The sequence below is a fragment of the Corynebacterium sp. CCM 9203 genome (assembly GCF_041357675.1).
Taxonomy (GTDB): domain Bacteria; phylum Actinomycetota; class Actinomycetes; order Mycobacteriales; family Mycobacteriaceae; genus Corynebacterium.
Genome location: NZ_JAUERY010000004.1, coordinates 172,412 through 193,334, shown reverse-complemented (window position 1 = coordinate 193,334; position 20,923 = coordinate 172,412). Strand labels below are relative to the sequence as shown.

The window sequence follows — 20,923 nt, the reverse complement described above, 5'->3', positions numbered from 1 at the left end:
ATGCCCCACACACCACACCAGCTCCAGGCCCCGGGCGGACCTGAGCAGCAGTCACCCCGTAGCCGGGACACGGACTCCGGGGAGCCGGTTCACCTCGCGCTGGAGAACGTCACGGTCGGCTACGACGGGGACGCCATCATCCGCGATCTCAGCCTGGAACTCCCCCACCGGGAGTTCACCGCCGTCATCGGCCCCAACGGATGCGGCAAATCAACGCTGCTGAAGACCTTCTCCCGGATGCTCAAACCCACCCGAGGCCGGGTGCTCATCGACGGCACGAACATGTCCCGGATACCGACGAAACGGATCGCCCGCGCCGTCGGTGTCCTCCCCCAGTCTCCGATCAGCCCGGAGGGCATCACCGTCGCCGACCTCGTCAGCAGGGGCCGCTACCCGCACCAGCACATCCTGTCCCAGTTCTCCGTCGAGGATGAGCGTGCCGTCGACGACGCCCTCATCCACACCGGCCTGGCGGACCTCGCCGGTGCACGCCTCGATGAACTTTCCGGTGGGCAGCGGCAACGCGCCTGGATCGCGATGGTGCTGGCCCAGAACACCCGGGTGATGCTCCTCGACGAACCGACCACGTTCCTCGACATCTCCACCCAGACGGATGTCCTCGACCTGTGCGCGTCCCTGCACGACCGGGGCCGGACACTCGTCGCGGTCCTGCACGACCTGAACATGGCCGCGCGCTACGCCACCCATGTCATCGCGATGAAGAGCGGCCGTGTCATCACCCAGGGCCATCCGGACGACGTGTTCTCCCTCGACATGCTCCGCGAGGTCTTCGACCTCGACGCCCACATCCTGCGGGACCCGGACACCGGCAGACCGCTCATCGTGCCCCGCGTCCGGCGCAGCGGCGCAGGAGGCGGACCACCGGAGATCCGCTGATCGCCCTGACGAACGAGAAAACCAGAGAGGCCCCCATGACGAACAGTCCCGACACCGGCAGGACCCCCACCACAGCACCGGAGACCCCGGGCGCCGCGAACAGGTTCTCCACCGGGCAGCCCCCGGTCCATCTGCGCAACAGTGAACACGACCGGGACATCGACGATTACACCGCGGTGATCACCTCGGTGTCCACACCTTGCCCATCGATCGTCCGGATCACCGCGAAACTACAAGGGTCGAGAACCAATCCGGCGTGGTCGAGTGCCAACGTCGCGATCCGCCTGTATCTGTCGGAACGGTACGGCAACCACACCCGCGTCTACACTTTGCGCGACTATCTGGATGAGACCGAAGAAATCGTCGTCGACATCGTGCAGCACGAGCATGACTCACCGATGATGCTGTTCAGCCGCGACGCGCACGTGGGCATGCAGTTCTCCCTCACCGGCCCCCGGGTGCACTTCACCATCCCGCCCCGCCCCCACGGCGAACCTGTCGCCCTATTCGCCGATGCCACCGCCATTCCCGCGCTCGTGAGTATCTTCGACCGCACCGATGGTGACCTCTCCGGCGAGCTTTATCTCGTCGCCGGGGACAGGGCCGCCGTCGACGAAATTGCTCTCCCCGGTGGTATCCGGCTGACCCACATCGACCCAGCGGACACCGACGACCCCCGACCGTTGGACACGTGTGCGAAGGCCCTTCCGGACCCGACCTCGTACGTCGTGTGGGCGGCCGGGGAACGCGCGGAGATGACCTCGATCCGCAGCTACTTCCGCAACGAGGTCGGTATGGATAAATCCCGGGTCAGCATCGCCGGTTACTGGCGCATCGGCGTCGGCAACGATGAGATCGACCGGGCACGCAAGCGGTTCTACGAGAGGAAACTTGCGGAGGGCGCGAGGTTGGAGGACTTCAACGACCTTGACGTCGGTATCTGACCCCGGGGCCGGAGACCCCGGCCGTCCGGTGAGTGGACGACCGGGGACAGGAACTAGACACTCGGCGTCCCGCGTCAGCGGTTACAGTTGGCGAGCTCCACCGCGTAGCGGGCGATGGCCAATTCCTCGTTCGTCGGAATGACGAAGACCTTGACCGGGGAATCGTCGGTAGAGATCTCACGGGCGGAACTGCTGCGCTCCGCGTTGCGCTCCGGATCGATCCGGATGCCGAAGTTCTCCAGGTTCGCCATCGCGTCCGCGCGAACGTTCGCGGCATTCTCGCCGACACCGGCGGTGAACGTGATCGCGTCGACACGCCCGAGGGCGATCATGTAGCTGCCGATGTAGCGCCGCAACTGGTGGATGTAGACGTTGTACGCGAGGAACGCGTCCTCGTTGTTGTCCTCGATGAGGTCACCGAGCGCACGGAAGTCGTTGACCCCGGAGATGCCCTTCACACCGGAATCGCGGTTGAGCAGACGGTCGATCTCATCGATGGACATGCCCGCCGAACGGTGCAGGTGGAAGACGATGCCGGGGTCGATGTCGCCGGACCGGGTACCCATGACCAGACCCGCGAGCGGGGTCATGCCCATGGAGGTGTCGATCGCGCGGCCACCCCGGATCGCGGTGGCCGAGGCACCGTTGCCCAGGTGCAGGGTGATCTGATTGACCTCGGCGGCAGGCCTCCCCAGCAGTTCGGGAACGTGCTTCGAGACGTACTCGTGGCTGGTGCCGTGGAAACCGTAGCGACGGATGCCGTGCTCCGCGGCGACGTCCTTGTTGATGGCGTAGAGCGCGGCGGCGGGCGGCATGGAGTGGTAGAAACCGGTGTCGAACACGGCGACGTGTGGGACGTCGGGGAGGATCCGGCGGGCGACCTCGATGCCGTCGATGTTGGCGGGGTTGTGGAGTGGCGCGAGCGGGATCAGGTCGCGGATCATACCGAGGATCTCGTCGGTGATGATCTCCGGTGAGGAGAACAGGATTCCGCCGTGGACGACGCGGTGCCCGACAGCGGTGATCTCCACCTCTGCGGGGCCGCAGCCGTGTTCGTTCATCAACTCGAAGGCCATGTCGAGGCCGACGCTGTGATCCGGGATCGGTGCGCTGGTGGTGTAGGTCTCCCCGCCGTGCTTCAGGGTGACCTTTCCCTCGGGTTCACCGATCTGCTCGACGAGGCCGGATGCGAAAGGCTCATCCGTGGCGTGCCGCGCAGGGTCCACCAACTGGAACTTGATGGATGACGAGCCCGAGTTGAGGACGAGTGCGAGATCGGACATTACTTGGCTCCTGCCTGGATCGCGGTGATGGCGACGGTGTTGACGATGTCCCGCACGGTCGCACCCCGGGAAAGATCGTTGACGGGCTTCTTCAGGCCCTGCAGCACGGGGCCAACGGCGAGGGCGTCGGCGGTGCGCTGGACCGCCTTGTACGCGATGTTGCCGGCTTCAAGATCGGGGAACACGAGGACATTGGCCCGACCAGCGACGGCGGACTCGGGCATCTTCTTCTTCGCCACTCCCTCATCGACGGCGGCATCGAACTGCAGCGGCCCATCGACGGCGACGGACGGATCGAGTTCGCGTGCAGCGGCGACGGCCTCAACCGCGCGGTCGACGTCGACACCAGAGCCCGAGGAACCCGTCGAGTAGGACAGAACGGCGACCCGGGGGTCGATACCGAACTGTGCCGCGGTGCGGGCGGAGACCACGGCGATTTCGCCGAGTTCGCGGGCCGTGGGGTTCGGCATGACGGCGCAGTCACCGAAGGCCCACAGCTTGCCCTGCAGCACCATGAGGAAGATGGAGGAAACGAAGCTCACACCCGGCGCGGTCTTGATGATCTGGAGGGAGGGCTTGATGGTGTGCGCGGTGGTGTGTGCCGCACCGGATACCATGCCGTCGGCGCGGCCCGTGTGGATCATCATGGTGCCGTAGTAGGAGATGTCCCGCATGGTCTCACGCGCCTGTTCGAGCGTGACGCCCTTGGCCTTGCGCAGTTCCGCGAACTCCGCGGCGAAGACCTCGGCATCCGGATCGGTCAGGTGGTTGACCAGGTGCGCGGCGGAGAGATCGAGTCCGAGGTCAGCGGCCCGGCTCTGGATTTCGTCGACGTCACCGAGGATCGTGAGTTCGCAGACGTCCTGGGCGAGGAGCTGGTGCGCGGCGGTGAGAATCCGGTCATCCTCGCCCTCGGGCAGGACGATGTGGGTGCGCTTCTGGCGGGCCTGGCCGAGCAGCCAGTGCTCGAACAGTGCGGGACTCATCACCGGCTCCGCGACGGCCGCGGTGAGTTCTTCCGCCGCACTGTCGAGCGCGGATTCGTCCGCAGGATCGGTGAGCGTGACGACGACTGCACCGTGCCGCTCCGCCTCTGCTACCGCGAGATCCGCGAGCGTCGACTCCGGGCCGGTGGCTACGAGCAGAGGTACCCCGAGAGCCGCGGCGCACCGGGCGTCGAAGTCGATGCTTCCGGTGCCGATGAGGAGTGCTGGCCCCGCCCCCGTCGGGTCCGAGGCGATCACCGCGGAAACCGTCACCTCCCCGCCGATCAGCGGGCGTGTTTCCAGCCCTAGACGCCCGGTGAGGGGCGTGGTGTCGATCTCATTGAGGCTGCGGCCGGTGGCAGTCAGCAACACCGGGCGGGGGGAGGAAGTCACGTGGAGTCCTTTCTGTGTGCCACACGGGCGCAGGAGGCCGCGACGTGACACTTCATGCGGCCAACAGCCCTGTGCTGTGGCACAGGTTGGCCTCTGTCATTGTCTGTGATTCACCACATAGTTTAGCCACGGAAGCCCGGGGAGACATTCGATCTCACCCACCCGGGCCGGATCGGAAACGGGACGGACCCCAAAATGGCCCAAAACACCCCTACACACAACCCCACACACCACCGCGGGACGTGATCAACACATGTTCGCAACGAACCCCTCCCTCCCCCGCCCCAGTCCGTACGAGCGTCGCCGCCACGTCCGCCACGCACGCCGCCACCGACCCGGTGACCGGGATCACCGCCGAAATCAGCAGTGAAGGATATCCTGGCATGGGTCCCCACCAACCACGTAGAGTAGTCAGAGCTGTCTATTTTTGTCCTGTCCTCGACGATTTCACCAAGGATGTCCACTAATATGTCTCGTCCCCTCCGGGTAGCCGTGATCGGTGCCGGCCCAGCCGGCATCTACGCCTCCGATCTGCTGATGAAGTCCGACACCGATGTCACCATCGACCTCTACGAGCGTATGCCTGCGCCGTTCGGGCTGATCCGCTACGGAGTCGCACCCGACCATCCGCGTATCAAGGGCATCGTGATGTCACTACACAAGGTGCTGGACAAGCCAGAGCTACGGCTTCTCGGCAACGTCGATGTCGGCACCGACGTCACCGTTGAAGAGCTGAAGCAGTACTACGACGCAGTGGTCTTCTCCACGGGTGCCACCGGTGATCGTGACCTGGACATTCCGGGCGCTGATCTCCCCGAGCACCATGGAGCCGGTGAGTTCGTTGGCTTCTATGACGGAAACCCGGATTTCTCCCGCGAGTGGGATCTGTCCGCGAAATCCGTCGCTGTCGTCGGTGTTGGTAACGTCGCACTTGATATCGCCCGGGTCCTCGCCAAGACAGGGGATGAACTCCACGTCACCGAGATCCCGGACAACGTCTACGAGTGCTTGAAGAACAACCAGGCCACCGAGGTCCACGTCTTCGGTCGCCGCGGCCCCGCCCAGGCGAAGTTCACGCCATTGGAGCTCAAGGAACTCGATCACTCCGACACCATCGAGGTCGTCGTCGACCCCGAAGACATCGACTATGACGAGGCTTCCATCGAGGCCCGCCGGAACTCAAAGACCACCGACCTCGTCTGCTCCGTCATCGAGCAATACGCGATCCGCGATCCCAAAGGGGCGCCGCACAAGCTGTTCATCCACTTCTTCGAGTCCCCTGTCGAGATCATCGGCGAGGACGGCCATGTCGTCGGATTCAAGACGGAACGCACGGAGCTTGATGGGACCGGTAACGTTCGGGGCACCGGAAAGTTCACCACCTGGGACGTCCAGGCTGTCTACCGTGCCGTCGGATACCGTTCCGATCCGGTGGCCGATATCCCCTTCGACACCGTCCGCAATGTCATCCCGAACGACGGCGGGCATGTCCTCGATCCGGAATCCGGCGCACCGATCGCCGGTTACTACGCCACCGGCTGGATCAAGCGCGGGCCCGTGGGACTCATCGGCAACACCAAAGGCGACGCGAAGGAAACCACCGAGATGTTGCTCGCCGACTGGGCAAACGGCACCCTAACCCCGGCCGCTAACCCGGATGAGGATGCTGTTCTCGACTTCCTGGGGTCCAAGGGCATCGAATACACCACGTGGGATGGCTGGCATCGTCTGGATGCCGCCGAACGAAAAGCCGGTGAACTTGAGGGCCGCGAGCGCAAGAAGATCGTCGAGTGGGAGGACATGGTCGCCCACGCCAAAGCGGAGAAAAACTGACCACTTCCGCACTGCGACACGCCGCTTCCATACTGGATGACCGCCAGGGGCGGCGTTGCCGTCCCTGCGGGAGATACGAATTCCGACGTATGCACGTACGCTCATAAGGATGAACACCTACTTCACTGTGTCCAACCTCAACCAGATGAGCGCACTTGAGGTGCACCGTATCTACAAACTGCGGGTGGACGTCTTCGTCAACGAGCAGCAGTGCCCCTACGCGGAGATCGATGACACCGATGCTCTGCCGACTACATTCCACATCCAGGCCAACGACCGAAACGGGGTGTTGGCAGGATACGCACGCATCTACCCGGACACGGGTGCCGGCTTCCGGTCAAAGTGCGGCGGTTCCGTAGAGATCGACGATGATAGCCAGCTCTGGCAGTTCGGTCGGTTCTGCATCGCACCAGAAGCGCGCGGGACAGGCCTCGGGAAGCGCATCATGGAGGACACCCTGAAGCTCGCTCACGAGCAGAACCCGGACGCTGCGGTCGTGATCACTGCGCAAACCCCGTTGCGGAGCTACTACGAGAGCTACGGGTTCACCGTCTGCGGTGACGAGTTCGACTGGGACGGGATGATGCATCTGCCCATGGTGCGGCCCGCCTCCTGAGCGGCTCAGCGGGCGGATTCGCTCTCATCCGACGTTCAACCAGCGGTACCCGACGCCCCGAACTCCCGGGTGGCTGCTAGATACGGGTTCGCCCCGGGTGCGTGAGCGCTGGGTTCGGCCGACGAAGGCACTCAAGTGCCCATCCACCACGGGAATCCCCGGATGAGAGCACCTCTTTCCCCCCGGCACCAAGCTCGGTTCACCCCGTCGGTGCGTGCCCGCTCAACGAGAGCCGGTTGTCGCGTGAACCTCAATCGCTGACGCCGCTGCAGTCGCCCGCTCGCGCGCGGTATCGGTGTCCTCCGCTGTGGCCAGCGCGACCCCCATCCTGCGGCGGATGAACGCCTCCGGTTTACCGAAGAGCCGGATGTCCGACTCCGCGACAGCCAGCGCGGCGGAGAGACCGCTGTAGCTCACCGCCGGGGCTTCAATTCCCCCGTAGATGACGGCGGAAGCGCCGGGTGACGTCAGTGTGACGTCGATCGGTAAGCCGAGGATGGCGCGGGCGTGGAGGTCGAACTCCGAGAAGCGTTGGGAGGCCATCGTGACCATGCCGGTGTCGTGGGGCCGGGGTGAGACCTCGGAGAAGTAAACATCGTCACCGAGGACGAACAGTTCCACGCCGAACACCCCACGCCCTCCGAGAGCATTCGTGATACGCGCGGCAACGGAGCGCGCATTGTCTGCAGCGGCGGGGCTCATCTCCATCGGCTGCCAGGACTCGACATAGTCGCCGTCCTGCTGACGATGGCCGATCGGTTCGCAGAACCAGGTGGCAGGGTTCCCGGTGGCCGGGTCGATGGAGCGCACGGTGAGCAGAGTGATCTCGTAGTCGAACTCAACGAAGGCCTCGACGATGACGCGATCCCCCGCAACGCGGGCCGCGGAACGGGCATGGTCCCAGGCGTGATCGATGTCCTCGGGTCCACGAACCACGCTCTGGCCTTTTCCGGATGAACTCATCACGGGTTTGACCACGCACGGATAGCCCATCCCTTCGACGGCCTCAACGAATTCCGGGTGGGTCGAGGCGAACGCGTAGGCACTGGTCGGCAGTCCGAGTTCCTCGGCGGCCAACCGGCGGATCCCCTCCCGGTTCATGGTGAGCCGGGTAGCCCGAGCGGTGGGGATGACGGTGACTGTCCCGGCGTCCTCGATCTCGGCAAGCGCGTCAGTGGCCAGTGCCTCGACCTCGGGGACGATGAAGTGGGGGCGAATCTCCTCGACGAGCGCGTGCACAGCCGCCGCGTCGGTCATATCCAGCGTGTAGCGGGAGTGGGCTACCTGACCAGCGGGAGCACCGTCGTACCGGTCAGCGGCGTGCACCTCGACTCCGAGACGTTGGAAGGCGATCGTCACCTCCTTACCCAGCTCACCGGCACCCAGTAGAAGAACGCGGGTGGCGGAGCCGGTCTGCGGAGTTCCGATCATCTCGGGGGTGTGCATGTGCTGTGTCCTCACATTTTCCATGGACTGTTCTCGTCGTGAAGTATCGCACAGGGGTGTGCGGAGCGGGGGCGATCCGGGACACACATCCCACCTGTCCACGCCGGGTTTGGTGTCACGGATGTTCCCAGCCGTCATCCCGGGGGAGGATCGTGCGGCATGGTCGAACCCGAACCGCTACCATCGACCCATGGCCTACCATGCAGACTCGACCGACCTCGAAAACAAGGAAATTCTGACCTGGGAGGGCTTCGGTGCCGCTTCCCGGGAACTCGCCCAGATCGTGGTGGACAGCGATTTCGATCCGGAGATCATCATCGCCGTTGCCCGCGGTGGCCTCCTTCCGGCGGGTGCGCTGAGCTACGCGATGGGGGTGAAACTCGCCGACACGATGAATGTCGAGTTTTACACCGATGTTCATGAGACCCTGCCCGACCCGGTGCTTCTTGAGCCGCTGTTGGACACCTCCGCGATCGCCGGTAAGAAACTGCTCGTCGTCGACGACGTCGCCGATTCCGGGCGAACTCTGGCTCTCGTCCTCGAAATTCTGAAGAAAGCCGGCGCGGAGTGTCGTTCCGCCGTGCTGTACGGCAAGTCGCAGTCGGTGATCCGCCCCGACTTCGTGTGGAAGCACACCGACGAGTGGATCGTGTTCCCGTGGTCTGCCGAACAGCCCGTGGTTCCGTCCACCGAACGGGACTAGGTGTACTGATCGGGGACGTTGGTTAACCGAGTGATCGGTAGCAGGTTCCCGCAGGCTGAACGTGGTCGAGGGTGGTTGTAGAAGTGGGTCCAGCCCAGCCAGAGCATCACGCCGTTCTAGTTCGGAGGTAGAGCAGCGGGCGTAGACCCACCCGTCGACCATCGTCCGGTGGAAACATCCGATCTTTCCATTGGTCTGGGGCCGGTAAGTCCGAGTCTTCTTCACGGTGATGGCGAGTTGGTCACACACGGTTGGCCAAAGCCGGGATATGTAGGCGGAGCCGTTATCAGACAGAACCCGGTCAATGGTCATGTTCATAACGCCGGACCGGTTCGCCGGTGGCTCGGTCGATCTGACTCAACCTGTTCAGCCGGGCGCGGGGAGTTAATGCTGCGTTTACGTGGGACTGTTGCAAGCACCACTCAACCAGCAAGGCCCTCCCTTTGCGTCATCAGATCAACGGATCACACGCCCTCAACCCACCTTCGGGTGGCTCCCGCCGCCCGTCAATCCACGGGATGATTCTGACGGGAAGCCTTGCGGCCCGTCTCCGCTGGCGCGCACACTGGTTCCATGTCTCATCCCATCGAGCACCTTCCCGATCACGCCCATCTCGACCCCCTAGTTCCAGATCCCACCTCGGTGGCACTCGCTTGGCGGGGTGTCACCAAACGGTTCGGGGATAACCCTGCGGTCGCGGATTTGTCCCTGGACATCCCTCACGGGAGTTTCTACGGGATCGTCGGCCCCAACGGTGCCGGGAAGACGACGGCGATCACCATCGCCACGGGTCTGCTCCGCCCGGACACGGGTGCGACCTGGGTGTGCGGCGCCGAGGTCTGGGGTGGCGGTACCCTCGACGCGAAGCGGGCCTATGGTCTACTTGCCGACGGGCTGCCCACATTTGACCGGCTCAGTGGAGCCGAGTATCTCGAGTATCTCGGGCGGTTGCGGGGGATGGACCCGGCGACCATCGCAGAGCGCGCCCACGGCCTGCTGGATGCCCTGGCGTTGACCGACGCCGGGGAGAAGCTCATCGTCGACTATTCGGCGGGAATGACCAAGAAAATTCTGCTCGCGGGCGCCCTGCTGCACCGGCCGCGGATACTGATCCTCGATGAGCCCTTCGAGGCGGTCGACCCGGTCTCGGGCCGGGTGATCCGCTCGATCCTCAACGCCTTCGTACGTGGCGGCGGCACCGTCGTGATGAGTTCCCACGTGATGGAGCTGGTGGAGGGACTCTGCGACCACGTCGCGCTGATCGCCGGTGGCCGGGTCGTCGCCTCCGGGACCGTCGATGACGTCCGGGGCTCCGGATCGTTGAGTGACGCGTTCATCAACCTGGTCGGTGGCGGCGATCTCGACGAGGGTTCCCTCGGTTGGCTCGGATCGGCGACAGCCCCGGGCCAGCCCGGCGCGGGTGATGCCCGGTGACCCGCACCCTGATCCAGCTCCACCGCACCCTGCGGAAACGTTCTTTGAAGGCGCAGCCGTCCCAGTGGTTCATGATCATCTTCATCTGGGTCTACGGCGTAATCGGCGCACTGTCCCTCGGCGGGATGACGCTCAGTGAACAGTTGTCCGGGAATCAGGCCGTATTGTCCCTCTCACTGGGAGTCGGTGTGCTCGCGTACTGGGTTCTCGCGTTCATCTACCCTTCCAGTGAGAACCAGCTCACCCCGGCCTGGTTCGCCCCACTGCCGGTGGACGCACGGCAGCTACTCCCGGGTTTCATTCTGGCGGCGTTCCTCCAGTCCCGCGGTTACCTCGCGGTGCTGAACTCGGTGATCACATTCGGCTTCGGCACCGTCGGCCTGGTGCTCACCAGTCACGCGTGGGTCATCCCGTTCTGGTTCCTCGCCGTCGTCACCGCACTGGCGTTGAGCATCTGCGGCGCCGAGGCGTGGATCCTTCTCGGCGTGCTGTCCGGTGGGCGGTCCCGGCGGGAGAAGCTATCCATGGCCAGCGGCGTGGTGTTCATCCTCGTCATCATCGGCTTCAACATGGTGGTGAACTCGGCGATTGGTGTGGATACCGCGAGGATCACCCGGATCCTCGGCTACACGCCTTTCGGCGGTGCGGGAGGTGCTGCGGGCAGTCTCGCGGATGGCGCCTGGGGTACCGCCGCACTGCAGGCGACCATCGGCATCGTGCTTCTCCCGGTGCTCTGGGGGGCGTGGCACCGGGCGCTGACCAGATCGTTCACCCAGGTCACCGAAACCGGTTCCGGTTCCCGGACGCGGCTGCGGGGCCGGTTGATGCTGCCCGGGGTTCCGGAGACGGTCGGCGGAGCCGTCTACTCGCGCGGGCTTCTGTACTGGGTGCGGGACTCGCGGTTGCTCTACAGCCTGATCTCGCTGCCCTTGTTCTCGGTGTTCTTCCTGGTTCTCGGGGCGACGAACGAGGACAACAGCATGGAGTGGTTCGGCGCGTACATGATGGCCGCGGCGGCGACGCAGTACATCGCCAACGTCTACGGCTACGACGGCCCGGCGAACTGGGTGCACATGACCACCGGTGTCCCGGCGCGGGTGATGGTGCGTGCCCGGGCTGCGGTGGCCGCCACCATCTCGGTGCCCACCGTCCTCCTCTACAACACCGCACTCGGGGTGATCAGCGGGTTCTCGACGCTGTGGGTGCTCACGGCGGTGACGACGATCGGGGCGATCCCCGCAGCACTCGGCTTCGGGTCATTGCTCAGCGTGTTCAACCCCTTCCCTGCCGCCCGTCCGGGAACGAACCCGATGAAGGACAGGTCGGGATACTCCGGGGCCGCGTTCATCGCGGCATTCGGTGGTCTGCTCGGTGTCTGGCTGCCGCTGTTGCCCGGGATCATCATGATGGTGATCGGTAGGGGCCACGGCCTCGGATCAGGGCTGTTCCTGGGCGGTGCCGCCTGGGTCGTGCTGGTCTCGACCGGCGTGTTCCTGGTGGGGATCGTGGTGTCGACCCGGAAGCTGGACAGGTCGTGGCCGGAGATCTTCGCCACAGTTCGGAAGTACGTCTGAGGAATCACATCGAATGCGGGGAGGCGCCACCCGGATCAACCGGGGCGCCTCCCCTTTTCTTTTCCCTGCGGGTTGATTCACCCGCAGGCGCTATTCCTGAGTCGTGTGAACGGTGGCGGCCTGCTCCCGGGTACCGCGCTCCAGTTTCGCGTCAAGGCTGAACCGGCCGGCACCAGTCAGGACGAGTGCGACGCCGACCGCCGTGAGCATGAGGGTGTACTCGATTCCACCGTCCATGCTGAAGAATCCGTTGCCCAGGTGCACCGTGACCATCGCCCCGGCCATGACGAGGGCCGCGGCCGCAGCGGCGATCCGGGTCGCGATGCCCACGATGAGGGCCAGTCCACCGAGGAGTTCAACGAGGATGGCGATCCACGCCATGATCCCAGGGGCGGGAAGGCTGGAGATCTGCGAGAACGTTTCACCGACCTGCCCCGGGCCGATGAGGAAGAGTTTCTGGAATCCGTGGGCGGTGAGGATGACGCCGAAGATGATTCGGATGATCAGGAGACCGGTGTCGGTCGAGGTGCGGGTCATGGAGGCTCCTTGATGGGTTCTGGGTTGTGTTCCCCGGGATATTCCGAGGGCACGGTGATGCTGCGCTTTTCACATCTTGTTGACACAACCGCAAAATTGTCTTCCGCATTCCCACACATCACACTGACCATCACCAGCCCGAATCATCCACCCCACCTGAACAGGACAAATGCCCTTTTGCCCTTTCATCCGGAATGAATGAAGCCCTGCTCCCCCACAGGGGAACAGGGCTTCGGAAATACGGAGACTAGGATTCCATCACGTCGTTGATGACGATGGTCTGATCCCGGCCCGGGCCGACCCCGACATAGGAGATACGGCAGCCCGAGAGTTCCTCCAGGCGGTTGAGGTAGTCCTGCGCGCGCTGCGGCAGTTCCCCGAAAGTCCGGCAACCGGTGATGTCCTCATCCCACGCGGGCATCGTCTCGTAGATCGGCACAGCATGATGGAAGTCGGACTGGCTGGTCGGCATCTCGTCGAAACGTCGACCATCCACATCGTAGGCCACGCAGATCGGAATCTCACCGATACCGGTCAGCACGTCGAGCTTGGTCACGAACAGGTCGGTGAAGCCGTTGACCCGGCTGGCGTAGCGCGCGACGACCGAGTCGTACCAGCCGCAGCGGCGCTTGCGGCCGGTGTTCACGCCGACCTCACCACCGGTGGTCTGCAGGAACTCGCCCCACTTGTCGAACAGCTCCGTCGGGAACGGGCCCGCACCGACGCGGGTGGTGTAGGCCTTGATGATGCCCAGGGACGAGGTGATCCGGGTCGGGCCGATACCCGACCCGACGCACGCCCCACCGGCGCTCGGATTCGAGGACGTCACGAAGGGATAGGTGCCGTGGTCGACGTCGAGCATCGTCGCCTGCCCACCCTCCATGAGCACGTGCTTGCCCTCGTCGAGGGCGCGGTTGAGCTCCAACTCCGCCTCAATGACCATCGGGCGGAGACGATCAGCATAGGACAGGAAGTAGTCGACGATCTGCTCCGGATCGATGGCCTTGCGGTTGTACATCTTGACCAGGATCTGGTTCTTCACATCCAACGCGGAAGTGACCTTCTGGCGCAGGATCGACTCGTCAAAGATGTCCTGCACACGGATACCGACGCGGGAGACCTTGTCCGCGTAGGTCGGGCCGATCCCACGACCCGTGGTGCCGATCGCACGCTTACCCAGGAAACGCTCCTGCACCCGATCAAGCACCTGGTGGTACGGCGCAACGACGTGGGCGTTCGCGGAGATCCGCAGCCGGGAGGCATTCGCCCCACGGGCCTCAAGGCCGTCGATCTCGTCGAACAGGGCCTCCAGGTTGATCACCACGCCGTTCCCCAGCACGGGGACGGCATTCTCACTCAGCACACCTGCGGGAAGGAGCTTCAGCTCGTACTTCTCACCACCGACGACGACGGTGTGACCGGCGTTGTTCCCGCCGTTCGGTTTGACCACGTAATCGACCTGGCATCCGAGGATGTCAGTGGCCTTACCTTTACCCTCGTCGCCCCACTGGGCGCCCACTACAACAATTGCGGCCATGGTTTAACACGCCTCTTCCGATAGCTCGACAGCTTCGCCGCGGCGAGCGCGGCACAGACGTCTTCCCATTCTACCCTCCACACCCCGGGGCGTATCATCTGTGACCATGCACGTACTCTTCCTCGCCTGTGGTGGCCCGGACAGAGCCCCGGTATCCCGGACCGTACTCGACGATTACCGGGGCATCCCGGCTGTCTCCCGGTTCGACTACCTGGACCTTCCGGAGGTTCCCTCACGCAAGGATCTCATCCCCGTGGATGAAGCCGCGAGGACGGCGCTCCCCGTCGATCCAACCCCGGGTCTGAACGAATTGGCCGCATCCCCCGACATCGACCACCTCGGCGCCCCACAGCGCGCGCCACAGGAACCAGAGGAAGCCCTGCGCGTGATCGTCGGGGGAACCGACGCGGCGCTCTCCGCGGTACTCACCCGGCTGATGCGTTCAGACCGAATGTGGGTCGAAGTCGGATACGTCCCGGTTGATCCGGCGTCTCCGGCGGCTGCGAACTTCGGGCTTCCCGCCGATCCACTCGACGCACTCGCCCTCGCGCTCGGTGGACAGGTCCACCCAGTACCGTTGATCCGGGATGACTCGGCGGTGGCGGTGGCGGGCAGCGCAACCGTCTCCTGCCTCGACCACACGGCGGAAATCACCGGGGAAGTCATCGTCGATGACCACACACTGCTCAACCACCAGCCTTCGGGGAAAAGCCCTCGACGTGGCGTGTACGGAGCACGGTTGGTTCCGATGCTCGAAGCGCCGGGGATCGCTGCAGCAGTCGCCGACTCACCTCTCGAACCTGTACCCGGTGGTGTCATCGACCGGATACTCCACCGGACCCGGCCACACGGCACAGTCATCGCGGAGAGTATCTGCACCGGGCGGGCACTGCAGGCCGGAGGTGTCAATCTCCGGATCACCGTCGACGGTGTCCCCCGCCCCCGGCCCGCGGAGCGAGTGACGTTCTACCGGCACCTGCGGGACCTTCAGATCATCCGGCCTCGTGCCTGACCAGAGCGGTGAAACAACCGGAACTGCAGTGACACGGACGGAGACGCAGACGGCCGTGCCCGAATTCTGCGGTGGTGCCCCACCGGCACTCAGGAGGCGGTATCCTCCTGCTTCTTCGCACGGGCGACGACGGCCATGAGCACGATCGCCGCAGTTGCCGCCAGAAGGGCGAATCCTCCGGTGAGCCACCAGCCGTTGACCAGCAGGTTGGTGATGAGGACGAGCACCAGTGCAGCGAAAGCCGCCCACACGGGACGGGAGTGGAGGACGTTTCGGTCCATCATCGTTCCACTTACCGTTCTCCCCTGCGCGGGGCACGATGCGATGTTCCTTCCCGACCGCGATAATAATCAGGTCTCGCCACGACCTTCGAGAATTTCATTCTCGCCGCGCCCGGCCCACGGCGAGCACCCGGTATTCCGCAAGCCTGTGCGGTCGCCGTCCGAACGGAGCAGTCAAGGCCGGGCTTTCCCGTAGGGCCGTGCGGAGCTACACCTCGGGATCAACGTGCGGGTGGGCACTGGTCGGAGCCAACACTGCCTGTGCGGACTTCCGGGACATACCGCAGATCTGTAGAAGATCCACGATGATCGAGCGGGACTGACCGAGAATCATCTGTGCCGAGAGTACCTTCTGGTCCGCGACCTCCGGCCCCGTCATCGCCCCCAGTACCCGGAGACGTCGGACGAGCTGCGGTATCCGCTCGGAGGAACCGATCTGCTCCCCCCTCTCGAACAGTGCTCCAAGAGCGACCATGATTTCGGCGATCTCCTCGAGCACCGCGATCTGGCGGGGGGTGACATCGTCACCGTCTTCGGTGAGTACCAACGCTCGGCGCGCGAGTACCCGGGTGTTGCGCATCGCGTTGTCCACGGGATTCAGGGTTCGCATCAAAGATTTCACCCTGCGCCGGTTCCGCCAGTGCAGGGGTGAGACGGTCACGGATTCCTTACCGGTCTTCGCCGCCGCGATCAGATTGTTGATGTTCGCCTGGGTACCACGCGCCTCCTGCAGTGCCGCCTGGATGCCCTTCGTGTTTCCGTCCGTCAGGTCGACGGCAACCTTTCCCAGCACATCCCCCGCGATGGTGAGGATTGTGGCGATCTCGTGGCGCCCACCCCGCAGCGGGGAATCGGGAAGCAGACCGATCACGATGATTCCGACGGTACCGCCGATGAAGGCATCGAGCATCCTGTCAATGCCTCCCGATGTACCCGGCGGAAAGATCGTGGCGATCAGCACGACACCGATACCCGCCTGCGTCGACACCAGTGGCGATTTGTCCACCAGCACGGCGGCCGTCAACGCGAGGAAAACAAAGAACATCATCTGCCAGGTGCCGGTGCCGAGCCAACTGACCAGCAGGTCACCGATACCGACACCGAGCGGTACGCCGATGTTCAGTTCCATTGCGCGCCGCAACCTCTCACCGCCGGTGAGACCGATGACGATGATGGCGGCCATCGGCGCGAAGAACACCGACTCGTGGCCGAAGAGATTGACTGCGACCCACCAGGACAATCCTGCGGCGATGCCGCCCTGGAGGATCGACATCCAACTGAGCCGCAGTCGATGAAGACCGGGGAGCAGCAGATCCTTCACTGCGTCCACCGGATTGGGCACGGGAGGTGTTCGCCTGGCCATCTTCTCAGGATAGGTACTTTCGGATAGTCGGGGTCATCGATACACGCACCACAGTAGCGAGCGGATTCAGGACATGTCCGCGAGGTGGACATCGGGCTGGTCACGGTAGCGTCCCGCACGGTTCCTCAGCGGCTGCACGACGAAAACCCCGCCCGAACGGTCGTGGCCGTTCGGGCGGGGTCAGGGCGGACAGGGCACTTACCCGCCGGAGTGTTACTTGGAGACGGTGGTGCCGACGGAGTGCAGATCCTGGCAGGTCTCGATGACTCGCTCGGACATGCCCTGCTCGGCCTTCTTCAGGTAGGAGCGGGGATCGTAGACCTTCTTGTTGCCGACCTCGCCGTCGATCTTCAGCACGCCATCGTAGTTGGCGAACATGTGGCCGACGATCGGGCGGGTGAACGCGTACTGCGTGTCGGTGTCGACGTTCATCTTGATGACACCGTAGCGCAGCGCCTCCTCGATCTTCTCCTTCTCGGAGCCGGAGCCGCCGTGGAAGACAAAGTCGAAGGGCATGGCGTTCTCGTCCAGGCCGAGCTTCTTCGCGGCGGTGCGCTGGCCCTCCAGCAGCACCTCCGGGCGCAGCTTCACGTTGCCGGGCTTGTACACGCCGTGCACGTTGCCGAAGGTGGCGGCCAGCAGGTAGCGGCCGTTCTCGCCGGTGCCGATTGCGTCGACGGTCTTGGCGAAGTCCTCGGGGGAGGTGTAGAGCTGGGCGCCGGCCTTGGCCTCGACACCGTCCTCTTCACCGCCGACGACACCGATCTCCAGCTCCAGGATGATGTGCGCGTTGTGCGCCTTCTTCAGCAGTTCCTGGGCGATCTCGAGGTTCTCGTCGATCGGGATGGCGGAGCCGTCCCACATGTGGGACTGGAACAGCGGGGCCTCGCCACGGTCGACGCGCTCCTGCGAGATGGCGATCAGCGGACGCACGTAGGTGTCCAGCTTCTCCTTCTGGCAGTGGTCGGTGTGCAGAGCGACGTTGATGCCGTAGTTCTTCGCGGCCTCATGCGCGTAGGCGGCCAGAGCGACGGCGCCCTTGACCATGTTCTTGACGGCCAGGCCGGAACCGAACTCCGCACCACCGGTGGAGAACTGGATGATGCCGTCGGACTCCGCCTCAGCGAAACCCTTCAGTGCTGCGTTAATGGTCTCCGAAGAGGTGCAGTTGATGGCCGGGAAGGCGAAACCTTCCTTCTTGGCCTTGTCAAGCATCTCGGCGTAGACCTCTGGGGTTGCGATGGGCATGTGCTCTCCTTTTCGTGGTGCGACGTTCAGTACGCCGACCACACCGTCAGGCCACGACCGCAGAAGCGGCCCGGGACCGCGGTGCGGTCGTCCTACCCTCAATTATGCCCTCACCGGTGCTTTCCCGCCGCCCTTCGCGCCCGATTCTGTGCATTCGCGCCCGATTATCTGTCTTTATATTCCGTTTCCAGACAAATCCGCAGGTGATGAGACCAGGCCCAGGTGATACGACCGGACGTGAGATCCGCCACTGACCGAACGGATGTCCGGGCGGTACCCCTCCCGTGCACCACCGGCGTCGGGAAATCTACTCCAGGCACCGGATCAGCGCCGGTGCTCATACCCTGCCGCCGACACCTTCGCCGCAGCCTCGATGAGCATCCAGCCGGACAACTGGACCGACAGATCCCGCTCCGGAATCTCGGAACTCCGCACCGCACCCGCTATGGAGGTGCCCACGACCCCGGCATTCCGGGGCAGGTTCGCGTCCGTCGTCCAATCCGCGCCGAACACGGGAAGGCCGTCGATTTCCAGACGGTGACGCCACACCGACTCCGCCGAGGCAAGCACCAGACGCGCCGCGATTTTCCGCGTCGCTCTATTCAACGGGGTGTCCTCCGAAAGCCGAACCGCGATCTCCGCCAGGTAGCGGGCGAGAATACCCTTGAACAGTCCGCCGTCGCCACCACCCGTGTGGGTGTCAATCACCCCGGCCGGTGTCGCCATGTCCTTGGCCACCGCGTGCACCAGTTCGCGGAGGCGCGTGATCCAGAGCATCAGATGCTGGGCCTTCTCCGCGTCGTCGATACCCGTGATCGACTGGTCCGGATCGAGGCCCGCACGTTCACGGAGCTTCTCAGAGATTTCGAGGCAGGCCCCCAACGTGACTCCCTGACAGTAGGGGTGGATGTCACGGACGATCTCAGGCCCGTGCATCCTCAACCGGACACCGTCCATGACCAGGCCCTGCTCGTTGATGAGATTGTCGAACACCCAGTTCATGAGGCCGATGGCCTCCTCCAGACGGTTTGTCCGGGCCATCATGATCGCCGCCGGGCCATTGGTGGGCACATTGTAGAAGGTCTCGTTGCTGCGCCACGGCAGTACACCGGTGAGATTGTCCGCACCGGCGATGATGTTCCACTCGAGCGGTGCAATCGATTTCGGGGTGCGGAGCTTCTTAACCTCGTTGACGCGGGCCCCGGCCAGAGCGAGCCAAGCCTTGTCATCGTAGTAACGGTTAGCGGTCAGTCCACGCAGGTTTCGGAGCCGGATTCCCCTGAGTGTCTGCCGTATCCGCTGTTGCCGGGCCTGCGTCGACCGACGAATGGCGGCATCGACGAGGCAGTCCAGGTAATGCGCCTGCCACCAGTAGTGCCAGCGCAGAAAGACCCGGTCCCGCGTCGTCGGGGGCCAGGCGACCACCGCGAGATTGGTGCGCGGGAGCATCCAGAGTCGGCTCGCGTGCCGCTCATTGATCGCCGCCTCTGCCAGATCAGCACGGTGCGCCCATTTTTCTTCCACGTTCTGGTTCATCTCCCGCGTTCAACAAGGTGTTACTTATCCCATCTCAGGATAGGTTCACATACCTGATTCGCTACCAGGCCCGCCCCAGGTCCGCGTGCTGGGTGATCCACCTGTGCATCGCGATCCCGGCAGCGACACCGGCGTTGATCGAACGGGTCGACCCGAACTGCGCGATGGAACACGTCATCAGGGCACCTCTACGGGCGGCCTCCGTGACACCGGGGCCTTCCTGCCCGAACAACAGGAGGCACCGCTCGGGCAGGTCTGCTGTTTCAAGCGGTACAGACCCGGGGGTGTTGTCCACCGCAACCACGGTGACGTTCCGTTCCTCCGCCCAGGAGAGGAGCGTATCGACGTCCGGATGGTGCAGCAGGTGCTGGTACCTGTCGGTCACCATCGCACCACGCCGGTTCCACCTCCGTCTACCGACGATGTGGACGGTGTCCACCGCGAAGGCGTTGGCGGTGCGCACGACGGTCCCGATGTTGGCGTCGTTCTCGAAGTTCTCGATCGCGACGTGCAGCGGGTGCCTGCGGGTGTCGATGTCCGCGACGATGGCTTCGCGGGTGAGGTACCGGTAGGCGTCGACGACGTTACGCCGGTCCCCCTCCGCGAGCAGTCGCTGATCGAAACGCTCATCGGTCGGGAGTGGCAGCCCCGGATGCTCCTCGACCCAGGGGCCGACGCCGACACGTCCCTCGCCCCACTCAGTGGGACCGGGACGGTCAACGTCCCCCACTCCCGATGCCGTCACGTCCTCACTCAAGGCCGAGGTCCGACAGTCCCAGCAGGTAGCGGTACTCGAGTCCGGCGTCGGCTATGACCTTGTCCGCACCCGTCGCACGATCCACGACCGTCGCCACCCCCACGACCTCCGCACCCGCATCCCGCAGCGCCTCCACCGCGGTGAGCGGGGAGTTTCCGGTGGTCGTGGTGTCCTCCACGACGAGAACCTTCCGGCCCACGATGTCCGGCCCCTCGACCCGACGCTGCATTCCGTGCTTTTTGGCTTCCTTGCGCACGACGAATGCGTCGATCGGCCGCCCCTCCGCGTGCATGACCGACGTGGCAACGGGATCAGCCCCGAGCGTCAACCCACCGACGGCGACGTAATCCCAGTCGGAGGTGAGTTCACGCAGCAATTCACCGATCAGCTTCGACGCCCTGTGGTGCAACGTCGCCCGCCGCAGATCCACGTAGTAGTCGGCCTCCCGACCGGACGAGAGTGTGACCCGGCCATGTACGATGGCAAGTTCCTTGACCAGTTCAGCGAGTTCTTTACGGGCTTCGACAGATGGGGTGGGCACGA

19 protein-coding genes and 1 pseudogene are annotated in these 20,923 nt (G+C 64.4%); 8 read left to right on the top strand and 12 right to left on the bottom strand.

Annotated features, from left to right (window positions below):
• Both QWU44_RS09875 and QWU44_RS09870 read left to right on the top strand, forming a co-directional pair.
• Window positions 1-897 (top strand): ABC transporter ATP-binding protein, encoded by an 897-nt coding sequence (locus tag QWU44_RS09875; RefSeq protein ID WP_370915514.1) that lies wholly within the window; start codon window positions 1-3, stop codon window positions 895-897.
• A gap of 35 nt (window positions 898-932) precedes the next feature.
• Window positions 933-1,841, top strand: a complete 909-nt coding sequence (locus QWU44_RS09870; RefSeq protein WP_370915513.1) for a siderophore-interacting protein — start codon at window positions 933-935, stop codon at window positions 1,839-1,841.
• Window positions 1,842-1,915: 74 nt separating this feature from the next.
• Here the strand turns inward: QWU44_RS09870 and QWU44_RS09865 are convergent, their stop codons facing one another.
• On the bottom strand, window positions 1,916-3,124 hold the full coding sequence (locus QWU44_RS09865; protein WP_198736781.1) for an acetate kinase: 1,209 nt from the start codon (window positions 3,122-3,124) through the stop codon (window positions 1,916-1,918).
• Window positions 3,124-4,503: a phosphate acetyltransferase gene (gene pta, locus QWU44_RS09860; RefSeq protein WP_370915512.1), complete on the bottom strand. Its 1,380-nt coding sequence runs from the start codon at window positions 4,501-4,503 to the stop codon at window positions 3,124-3,126. Before pta ends, QWU44_RS09865 begins: the two co-directional genes overlap by 1 nt.
• A 468-nt stretch (window positions 4,504-4,971) precedes the next feature.
• Here pta and QWU44_RS09855 point away from each other — a divergent pair, with 468 nt between their 5' ends.
• Window positions 4,972-6,336, top strand: a complete 1,365-nt coding sequence (locus QWU44_RS09855) for an FAD-dependent oxidoreductase (RefSeq protein ID WP_370915511.1) — start codon at window positions 4,972-4,974, stop codon at window positions 6,334-6,336.
• A gap of 109 nt (window positions 6,337-6,445) precedes the next feature.
• Entirely contained in the window at window positions 6,446-6,952 is a 507-nt protein-coding gene (locus QWU44_RS09850; RefSeq protein WP_370915510.1) for a GNAT family N-acetyltransferase, read from the top strand.
• A gap of 222 nt (window positions 6,953-7,174) precedes the next feature.
• On the opposite strand, the gene purT is transcribed toward QWU44_RS09850, so the two are convergent.
• Window positions 7,175-8,398 (bottom strand): formate-dependent phosphoribosylglycinamide formyltransferase, encoded by a 1,224-nt coding sequence (gene purT, locus QWU44_RS09845; RefSeq protein ID WP_370915509.1) that lies wholly within the window; start codon window positions 8,396-8,398, stop codon window positions 7,175-7,177.
• A 190-nt stretch (window positions 8,399-8,588) separates the two neighbouring features.
• On the opposite strand from purT, the gene QWU44_RS09840 reads away from it, so the two are divergent.
• A complete protein-coding gene (locus tag QWU44_RS09840) occupies window positions 8,589-9,101 on the top strand; it encodes a phosphoribosyltransferase (protein WP_370915508.1) in 513 nt (170 codons plus the stop codon).
• Here the strand turns inward: QWU44_RS09840 and QWU44_RS09835 are convergent.
• Window positions 9,098-9,410, bottom strand: a pseudogene (locus QWU44_RS09835) (integrase core domain-containing protein); the annotation flags it as partial. The gene QWU44_RS09840 and the pseudogene QWU44_RS09835 sit on opposite strands and share 4 nt — an antisense overlap.
• Before the next feature lie 264 nt (window positions 9,411-9,674).
• Between QWU44_RS09835 and QWU44_RS09830 the strand changes: the two are divergent.
• Window positions 9,675-10,535: an ABC transporter ATP-binding protein gene (locus QWU44_RS09830; protein WP_370915507.1), complete on the top strand. Its 861-nt coding sequence runs from the start codon at window positions 9,675-9,677 to the stop codon at window positions 10,533-10,535.
• Window positions 10,532-12,109 (top strand): hypothetical protein, encoded by a 1,578-nt coding sequence (locus QWU44_RS09825; protein WP_370915506.1) that lies wholly within the window; start codon window positions 10,532-10,534, stop codon window positions 12,107-12,109. The genes QWU44_RS09830 and QWU44_RS09825 overlap by 4 nt, the downstream gene beginning before the upstream one ends.
• A 90-nt stretch (window positions 12,110-12,199) precedes the next feature.
• Here QWU44_RS09825 and QWU44_RS09820 read toward each other — a convergent pair whose 3' ends face one another.
• Both QWU44_RS09820 and QWU44_RS09815 read right to left on the bottom strand, forming a co-directional pair.
• A complete protein-coding gene (locus QWU44_RS09820) occupies window positions 12,200-12,646 on the bottom strand; it encodes a DoxX family protein (protein WP_370915505.1) in 447 nt (148 codons plus the stop codon).
• Window positions 12,647-12,893: 247 nt separating this feature from the next.
• Window positions 12,894-14,183: an adenylosuccinate synthase gene (locus QWU44_RS09815; protein ID WP_370915504.1), complete on the bottom strand. Its 1,290-nt coding sequence runs from the start codon at window positions 14,181-14,183 to the stop codon at window positions 12,894-12,896.
• Window positions 14,184-14,289: 106 nt separating this feature from the next.
• Between QWU44_RS09815 and QWU44_RS09810 the strand changes: the two genes are divergently transcribed.
• Window positions 14,290-15,195 carry a hypothetical protein gene (locus QWU44_RS09810; RefSeq protein WP_370915503.1) on the top strand — a complete coding sequence of 302 codons (906 nt, stop codon included), beginning with the start codon at window positions 14,290-14,292 and terminating at the stop codon, window positions 15,193-15,195.
• Window positions 15,196-15,284: 89 nt separating this feature from the next.
• On the opposite strand, the gene QWU44_RS09805 is transcribed toward QWU44_RS09810, so the two are convergent.
• The 6 genes from QWU44_RS09805 to pyrE form a co-directional block, all read right to left on the bottom strand.
• Window positions 15,285-15,479 (bottom strand): hypothetical protein, encoded by a 195-nt coding sequence (locus tag QWU44_RS09805; protein WP_370915502.1) that lies wholly within the window; start codon window positions 15,477-15,479, stop codon window positions 15,285-15,287.
• A 205-nt stretch (window positions 15,480-15,684) separates the two neighbouring features.
• The gene (locus QWU44_RS09800) at window positions 15,685-16,839 is read right to left on the bottom strand and encodes an aromatic acid exporter family protein (RefSeq protein WP_370915501.1); all 1,155 of its coding nucleotides are present in this window, start codon (window positions 16,837-16,839) and stop codon (window positions 15,685-15,687) included.
• Window positions 16,840-17,052: 213 nt separating this feature from the next.
• Window positions 17,053-18,087, bottom strand: coding sequence for a class II fructose-bisphosphate aldolase (gene fbaA, locus QWU44_RS09795; RefSeq protein ID WP_370915500.1), 1,035 nt, complete (start codon window positions 18,085-18,087; stop codon window positions 17,053-17,055).
• A 324-nt stretch (window positions 18,088-18,411) separates the two neighbouring features.
• Entirely contained in the window at window positions 18,412-19,611 is a 1,200-nt protein-coding gene (locus QWU44_RS09790; RefSeq protein WP_370915586.1) for a glycoside hydrolase family 76 protein, read from the bottom strand.
• Window positions 19,612-19,684: 73 nt separating this feature from the next.
• Complete coding sequence (locus tag QWU44_RS09785; RefSeq protein ID WP_370915499.1) at window positions 19,685-20,368, bottom strand: TrmH family RNA methyltransferase; 684 nt, start codon at window positions 20,366-20,368, stop codon at window positions 19,685-19,687.
• 4 nt (window positions 20,369-20,372) lie between these two features.
• Window positions 20,373-20,921 carry an orotate phosphoribosyltransferase gene (gene pyrE / locus QWU44_RS09780; RefSeq protein WP_370915498.1) on the bottom strand — a complete coding sequence of 183 codons (549 nt, stop codon included), beginning with the start codon at window positions 20,919-20,921 and terminating at the stop codon, window positions 20,373-20,375.
• Window positions 20,922-20,923: the final 2 nt, after the last annotated feature.